The organism is Cellvibrio mixtus subsp. mixtus J3-8 (assembly GCF_000766945.1).
Taxonomy (GTDB): Bacteria; Pseudomonadota; Gammaproteobacteria; order Pseudomonadales; family Cellvibrionaceae; genus Cellvibrio; species Cellvibrio mixtus_A.
This window is the reverse complement of sequence record NZ_KN266219.1, coordinates 434-838: the sequence shown is the minus strand read 5'-3', so window position 1 is coordinate 838 and position 405 is coordinate 434. Positions and strand designations below refer to the sequence as shown.

General features: G+C 46.4%; 1 protein-coding gene. It reads left to right on the top strand.

Translation table 11 applies throughout. From position 1 onward, the window contains the following. Window positions 1-405 (top strand): phage terminase large subunit family protein (locus A596_RS21495; protein ID WP_459542212.1); only part of this gene is annotated, 405 nt, incomplete at both ends.

Sequence of the window (405 nt, the reverse complement as noted above, 5' to 3'; positions counted from 1 at the left end):
CCGCTTGCTTCCCGTCCTATGGGCGATCAAGAGATATGGCTCGGGTATGACGCGGATGGCGGTGGGGAAAATGGTGACGGCGCTGGATTGGTCGCAATTGCACCGGCAAAAAATAAAAATGGTAAACATCGGATTGTTGAAAAACTTCGCCTTTTTGGGTTGGACTTTGAACAACAGGCAGAAGTTATTCTGAAGTTTTGCCAAAAATATAGCGTCACCTATATCGGAATGGATGCGACTGGCTTAGGTGAATCGGTGGCGCAAATTGTAGAGAAACAAAAGCCCGGCATTGTACGGCGTTTTGTTTACTCTGCTGATGTGAAGTATCAGATGGTTTTGAAGGCACAGAATGTTATTGATCGTGGTCGTTTGGAATTCGATGCGGGTTCAATCGATATTGCGCAC